The following is a 3,381-nucleotide window of genomic DNA, read 5'->3' as shown; positions in this document are numbered from 1 at the left end:
GGCGAACTAGCCATCATGAAGGGCGGCTTTCCCATCCCCGTCTCCGTTCTCACCGGCTTTCTCGGCGCCGGCAAGACGACGCTGCTCAATCGGCTGCTCAAGGATCCGGCGCTTGCCGATACGGCGGCGATCATCAACGAGTTCGGCGAGGTGGCGATCGACCACCTTTTGGTCGAGCAGGCATCCGACGGCATCATCCAGCTCTCCGACGGCTGCCTCTGCTGCACGGTGCGCGGCGACCTGGTCGACACGCTTGCCGATCTCGTCGACCGGCTGCAGACCGGCCGCATCGCGAAACTCGCCCGCGTCGTCGTCGAGACGACGGGTCTCGCCGATCCTGCGCCGGTGCTGCAGTCGATCATGGCGCATCCTGCGCTGGTGCAGGCCTTCCGGCTCGACGGCGTCATCACGCTGGTCGACGCCGTCAATAGCGAGGCGACGCTCGACGCCCATGTCGAGGCGGTGAAACAGGCGGCGGTGGCCGATCGCATCGTGCTGACCAAGACGGACCTTGCCGATGCGGCCGAGGTCGAGGCGTTGCTGGCAAGGCTGAAGCAGGTCAATCCGGGCGCCGTCGTGCTCGACGTCAACGAGGCCGGCGCCGCGGCGCTGTTCAATTGCGGGCTTTATGATCCCGAAACCAAGTCCGCCGACGTGCGGCGCTGGCTTGGCGAAGAGGCTGCGCATGATCAAGATCATCACCATGATCAGGATCATCACCAAGATCATCGCCATCATCACCATGACGGCGATCATGATCACCACCATCACGAGCACCGCCACGATAGGCGCGTGCGCACGCACTCGCTCGTCCATGATGGGCCGGTGCCGTTCTCGGCGATCGAGATGTTCCTCGACCTTCTGCGCTCGACACATGGCGAGAAGCTGCTGCGCATGAAGGGCGTCATCGAGCTCGCGGAGGATCCGTCGCGACCGCTTGTCATTCACGGCGTGCAGAAGATCCTGCATCCGCCGGCAAGGCTGCCGGCCTGGCCCGACGGTCAGCGCGGCACCAGGCTGGTGCTGATCACGCTGGACATGCCGGAAGATTATATCCAGCGCCTGTTCGCGGCCTTCACCAACAAACCGTCGATCGACACGCCGGACCGGGCCGCGCTCGAGTCCAATCCGCTGGCAATAGCCGGGCTATAAGCAAAAAAACGACGCCGGCTCAGGCCGCGCTGCCGCGCTCGACCAGGAAACGATGACCGCCAGTGACCGCGGCCGTTTCGACCAATTGGTGACCGGCATCGGCGCAGAAGGCCGGGATATCGATGACCGCGAGCGGATCGGTGGTTTCCAGCCAAAGCCGGCTGCCCGGCCGCATGGCCGCCAACCGCTTGCGGGCTTTCAGCACCGGCAACGGACAGTTCAGTCCCTTGAGATCGTAGATGGCGGGCGGCTTTGCCCTTTGTTCATGCATGTCGTTATCCCAAAACCGCCTTACACCCTCGGGTCAATGCCCGAGGGCATGCTTTTGGGCGACACGCATTGGGTCTCAGCCGCCGAACATGCCGAGCAGCTTCTTCTTCAGCTTCGACACGGTGCCCTGGTCGGCGTCGGCGGCCTGCTGGGTTTCCTGCGCGGGCGCTGGCTCCACGCCGGCGGTGACGACCGGCTGCTGCGCGGCCTGCTTGGCGGCTTCCTTCTCGGCCAGCGCTTGCGCCTTGGCCTGTTCCTTGGCGGCCTTGGCCGCCTCGATCGCCGCCAGGCGCTGCTCTTCCGCCTTGCGCTTGGCCTCCTTCTCCGCGTCGAGCGCGGCCATCTTGCGGCCGGCCGGCGAATCGATACGGCCCATGCGGGTCGTTTCCGTCACCGAGCCATCCGCATTCATCGACGGCGGCTCGATCGGCACGCGCTCGCCGCGGGCGCGGCGCTTCGACCAGTCGGAGACGATGCTGGCTTCCTTGATGCCGGCAATGGTCGGCTTCGGCGGCGGGTTGCTGGAATTCACCGCCGAATTGAAGGCCGCGTCGTAGCTCTTCTCGTAACTGGCGAAGGCGGTCTTCAGCGAATCCGGCTGCGTCGTCGGGGGGCAGGGGCCAGTCGGGTCGAAGGTCGTGCCTTCCGGCGCGACCTGATTGAAGACGTAGCGCTTCTCGCAGACGTCGACCTTCGGCGGCACCTTGGTGATCTCGAAATTGTCGTATCCGACCTTCAGCATCTTCCAGAACTCGTAGTTCGGGTCGTTGCGGTAGCGCGCCATGTTGGCGGCGGTCATGCGGAAGGGGAAGGCCTGGATCTGGAACTCGGTCTGGCCGCCCTGGAAAGCGTCGCGGCCGAAGGCATAGATCTGCTCGATCTGCGCGTCGGTCATCGAATAGCAGCCGGAGGACGAGCAGGCGCCGTGCACCATCAGGTTCTGGCCGGTGCGGCCATTGGCGCGGTCATAGGCGTTGGGGAAGCCGATGTTGAAGGACAGATGATAGTTCGAGCGCGGATTCATCTGCGAGGGACGCACCGTGTAGAAGCCTTCCGGCGCCTGGCGGTCGCCCTCGGTGTATTTGGGGCCGAGCTTCCCCGACCATTTGCAGATGTCGTAGCTGGCGACGAGATCGTAGCGGCCGTTGGTCTTGGCCTTCCAAATCTCGAGCTTGCCTTCTTCCTTGAAGATGCGCGCCATCACCGAGGAGGTGCGCACCATGCCCTTGGCCTTCATGTCGGCGAGGATCTTGTCCGGCAGCGGCTTGTTGGCCTCCGGCGCGAAATCCTTCATCGACGAATCATTGCAGCCGGCGACGCCGATGGCGGCGATCAGGACTCCGGTGCGGGCAAGCTTGGCAAACATCGGTGCGGCTACGTCTCTTCTCTCGGGCCAACGACTCTCGGCATAGCCGGGCCCGCAGGCTGAACACCAGTGGACCGTAAGCCCGTTAACCTTGAAAATTCCTTACCGCAAGCCTTCGTCACAAATCTGGGCAAACCCCTCACAGCAAATCCCATTGAGCCGGATCCGGCGGCATTTTTGTGGCGAAATTGCTCATCTTGCCACAGTTGAACGGTAGGCGGGTCAGAGGCTGCGGCCCATCGCCAGATATTTCTCGCGGCGCTGCTCGCGGAAATCGGTGTTGGCGCCGGCAAAGTCCTTCATCGTCCTGGCGATGAGGTCACCGGTGGAGGCAATCACCGTTTCCGGCGCGCGCTGGGCGCCGCCCATCGGCTCGGGAATGATGGCGTCAATGATCTTCATCTCGAGCAGATCCTGCGCCGTGATCTTCATATTGGTCGCCGCGTCCTTGGAGCGGGTGGTGTCACGCCACAGGATCGAAGCGGCACCCTCCGGCGAGATCACCGAATAGATGGCGTGCTCCAGCATATAGACCCGGTTGGCGGTGGCGATCGCGATGGCCCCGCCGGAACCGCCTTCGCCGATGACCACCG

General features: G+C 64.1%; 3 protein-coding genes and 1 pseudogene. 1 reads left to right on the top strand and 3 read right to left on the bottom strand.

Annotation, left to right across the window (positions count from 1 at the left end):
* The first annotated feature begins 15 nt into the window (after positions 1-15).
* A complete protein-coding gene (locus tag EOA24_RS31495; RefSeq protein ID WP_126080987.1) occupies positions 16-1,152 on the top strand; it encodes a GTP-binding protein in 1,137 nt (378 codons plus the stop codon).
* Between the two features lie 19 nt (positions 1,153-1,171).
* On the opposite strand, the gene EOA24_RS31490 is transcribed toward EOA24_RS31495, so the two are convergent.
* The 3 genes and pseudogenes from EOA24_RS31490 to EOA24_RS31480 all read right to left on the bottom strand — a co-directional run.
* Positions 1,172-1,423, bottom strand: coding sequence for a sulfurtransferase TusA family protein (locus EOA24_RS31490; protein ID WP_042643420.1), 252 nt, complete (start codon positions 1,421-1,423; stop codon positions 1,172-1,174).
* A gap of 75 nt (positions 1,424-1,498) precedes the next feature.
* Positions 1,499-2,788 (bottom strand): murein L,D-transpeptidase family protein, encoded by a 1,290-nt coding sequence (locus EOA24_RS31485; protein WP_126080988.1) that lies wholly within the window; start codon positions 2,786-2,788, stop codon positions 1,499-1,501.
* A 222-nt stretch (positions 2,789-3,010) separates the two neighbouring features.
* Positions 3,011-3,381: pseudogene (locus EOA24_RS31480) on the bottom strand (acetyl-CoA carboxylase carboxyl transferase subunit alpha); the annotation flags it as partial.

The sequence above is a fragment of the Mesorhizobium sp. M2A.F.Ca.ET.039.01.1.1 genome (assembly GCF_003998035.1).
In the GTDB taxonomy this organism is placed as follows: Bacteria; Pseudomonadota; Alphaproteobacteria; order Rhizobiales; family Rhizobiaceae; genus Mesorhizobium.
Note: the sequence above shows the minus strand (reverse complement) of the source record. Positions and strands in the feature narration are given on the sequence as shown.

Excerpts from the sequence above, each read along its gene's own strand:
- EOA24_RS31495 (WP_126080987.1), top strand. The coding sequence starts at position 16 with ATGAAGGGCGGCTTTCCCATCCCCGTCTCCGTTCTCACCGGCTTTCTC.
- EOA24_RS31485 (WP_126080988.1), bottom strand. The coding sequence starts at position 2,788 with ATGTTTGCCAAGCTTGCCCGCACCGGAGTCCTGATCGCCGCCATCGGC.
- EOA24_RS31490 (WP_042643420.1), bottom strand. The coding sequence starts at position 1,423 with ATGCATGAACAAAGGGCAAAGCCGCCCGCCATCTACGATCTCAAGGGA.